The organism is Neisseria sp. HMSC075C10, assembly GCF_001815615.1.
In the GTDB taxonomy this organism is placed as follows: Bacteria; Pseudomonadota; Gammaproteobacteria; order Burkholderiales; family Neisseriaceae; genus Neisseria; species Neisseria subflava_A.
Window position 1 is genome coordinate 1 of sequence record NZ_KV821253.1, and the last position, 2,366, is coordinate 2,366.

The window sequence follows — 2,366 nt, forward strand, 5'->3', positions numbered from 1 at the left end:
GGATTTTGGGGAATTTTGCAAAGGTCTCAGTTAATTCATTATTGCCAAATTCAGGCTCAGGAATAATTCTGAAAACAAGGACTCCGGCTTTTTTTTCAAAATTTGATACAGAAAAAAAGTTATTTATTTCTTTAATGTTAGGATTTTCTAAAATAGGAATTTGGATTCGTTCTCCATTATCTGTAATAAAAAATCCGCCAAAAACAATTGTTGATGCTTTCATTGTAGCCGTCTGCCGTTTTGACCAAGGTGCTGCCGTGGAAGGAGCAGGTGTGGGATTTTTGAAGAACTCAGTTCTCAATATTCCGTTTCAAATGAAGGAAAGGTCGTCTGATGTTTTTCAGACAACCTTTTTACCCTTTAAAGCGGAGGCAGTTCTACAAATGGAAAGAAATGCTGAAACTTCTGATAAATTTCAGGATGTTTTTCTAAGGCTTGTAACGCTTTTTCTTTTGAAACGGGAGGGTCATAGACATCTATACCCCTTAAGAAGGCAATACCCGTCAAGGCATTTTTTTTTCGATTTTGATAGGCTGTAACTCGAAACAAAACCTACAATATTGTCAATATCGGCAATTACCCCATCGAAATCCGCCAAGTCAAAAATATAAAAAGGGGTGTCCTCAATGGGCATATCGCGTATTACTTGTTCAATCCATAACTTGAATTCATTTAAATCAATAGATTGAGAGAATAAGCATTTAATTGCAAATCCTAAATCATCACTATCCTCTTTTATGATTTTCCACATAGTCACTTTCCTTTACTCATCGCTTCCCAACCAATATGGCCGGTATCATGATGCAAGTCTTCACCAATCAATTGCATCCTTCCTGTATCTTGATGATGATGCCAAAGGTCGTCTGATGTTTTTCAGACGACCTCATTACCCTCTAAAGCGGAGGCAGTTCTACAAATGGAAAGAAATGCTGAAACCTCTGATAAATTTCAGGATGTTTCTTTAAGGCTTTTAATGCTTTTTCTTTTGAAACGGGAGGGTCATAGACATCTACCCCCCTTAAGAAGGCAATGCCGGTTAATGCGTCATCTTGATCTTTAGATAAGTCTGAATTCGGAACAAAATCCAAAATATTATAAATATCTCCTACTCCTTCAAGATCAATTAAATCAAAAATATAAAAAGGTATATTATCAATAGGCATATCTAAGACAACCTTATCCAACCATAATTTAAATTCTTGCAAATTAATTGCTGCCGATAATAAGCAATATGTTGCAAAACTTAAATCTTGACCTTGCTCTTTCGTAATTTTCCACATAATTATCTTCCTTTATTCATCGCTTCCCAGCCGATATGACCAGTATCATGGTGAGATTTTTCAGGTACAAGCTGCATACGTCCGGTATCCTGATGATGATGCCAAGTATAATCCGGTATTTTAGATTCTCCTTTTTCAATTGCCCTTAATTGTTCTGTGTTAAAGCTTGATTTGCGAACCTGTCCTTTCCTAATGGCTTCCGCCAAATCTTTGGTTGCCAGCCTCATTTGTCCTGTCGAACTCTTAGACCTGAATTCTTGAATATCAAGCTTCGTATCATATTTCACGTGTTTCTCAAAATTTGGAAATCCTTTACTGTCAAACGGCACCCCGGTCTTCGGGTGGCTTTGGTTTGCCAGTTTGACATTTTTGCCGTTTGACGGCGGTACTGTCGAGGATTTGACATTTTGTTTGCCGTAACGCTGTTCCAATTCCGTTCTGACAGTGCGGGAGTGGTACGGTGAATCATAACTGTACCGTCCTTGTTGGGCTTGGGAAAAATTTTCCCCGACAGGTGCTTTCCCTTTCGGCAATGCAACTGCGCCCATCTGCGACTGTTTGACGGTGCTTGCACCTATACCACCCCAGTCGTATCGGGTTCGAGCATATGCGGCTGCGCTGCGTTGGGCGGCGCGTTGGATAATGCCGTCGAATCGGCCGCCGCCGTAACCTGCGTGTTTGGCGACGGGATGCGGCTGGTGGCGGTGGCGGTGAAGTACCGCGCCGATGTGTCTGCCGCCGTGCTTGAGCCGTCGCAATACGGCGTGGCGGGGCGCACGGTGGAGCGCGTTTATGTGGCGCAAAGTACCGCTGTATCAGGGCAACGGCGCGATTGCGTGGGCGTCACCCGAATTTCAGGCGCAGCATCCCTGCTTTGTGATTGCGCCCGAGTTTGACGAAATTATTATGGACGATACCAGCACCGCGTCCAACTATCTCGATGCCACTATCAACCTAATCAAACACTTGAAAACCAAGTTACCCATCGACGGCAAACGGCTCTACACCACCGGCCAGTCGGGCGGCGGCATGATGTCGATTGCGCTTCGTTTGCACTTCCGTCAGCGGACGGTTGCGGTGGGCTTT

The 2,366-nt window shown here is 43.3% G+C and carries 2 protein-coding genes and 5 pseudogenes; 2 read left to right on the plus strand and 5 right to left on the minus strand.

Going from position 1 to position 2,366, the window contains the following annotated elements:
• From HMPREF3047_RS03735 to HMPREF3047_RS11570, 5 genes and pseudogenes are all read right to left on the minus strand, one after another.
• Positions 1–223 (minus strand): annotated as a pseudogene (locus HMPREF3047_RS03735) (hypothetical protein); the annotation flags it as partial.
• A gap of 137 nt (positions 224–360) precedes the next feature.
• Positions 361–751, minus strand: a pseudogene (locus tag HMPREF3047_RS03740) (hypothetical protein).
• Positions 752–753: 2 nt separating this feature from the next.
• Positions 754–855, minus strand: a pseudogene (locus HMPREF3047_RS10915) (HNH endonuclease); the annotation flags it as partial.
• A 38-nt stretch (positions 856–893) separates the two neighbouring features.
• Positions 894–1,280, minus strand: a complete 387-nt coding sequence (locus HMPREF3047_RS03745; protein ID WP_070583431.1) for a hypothetical protein — start codon at positions 1,278–1,280, stop codon at positions 894–896.
• Positions 1,281–1,282: 2 nt separating this feature from the next.
• Complete coding sequence (locus tag HMPREF3047_RS11570) at positions 1,283–1,828, minus strand: HNH endonuclease (protein ID WP_283120635.1); 546 nt, start codon at positions 1,826–1,828, stop codon at positions 1,283–1,285.
• Positions 1,829–1,969: 141 nt separating this feature from the next.
• Between HMPREF3047_RS11570 and HMPREF3047_RS11575 the strand changes: the two are divergent.
• Positions 1,970–2,041 (plus strand): annotated as a pseudogene (locus HMPREF3047_RS11575) (hypothetical protein); the annotation flags it as partial.
• Positions 2,042–2,072: 31 nt separating this feature from the next.
• Positions 2,073–2,366: pseudogene (locus tag HMPREF3047_RS11580) on the plus strand (hypothetical protein); the annotation flags it as partial.

Coding starts and splice junctions, on each gene's coding strand:
- HMPREF3047_RS11570 (WP_283120635.1), bottom strand. CDS start 1,828: ATGGGCGCAGTTGCATTGCCGAAAGGGAAAGCACCTGTCGGGGAAAAT.
- HMPREF3047_RS03745 (WP_070583431.1), bottom strand. CDS start 1,280: ATGTGGAAAATTACGAAAGAGCAAGGTCAAGATTTAAGTTTTGCAACA.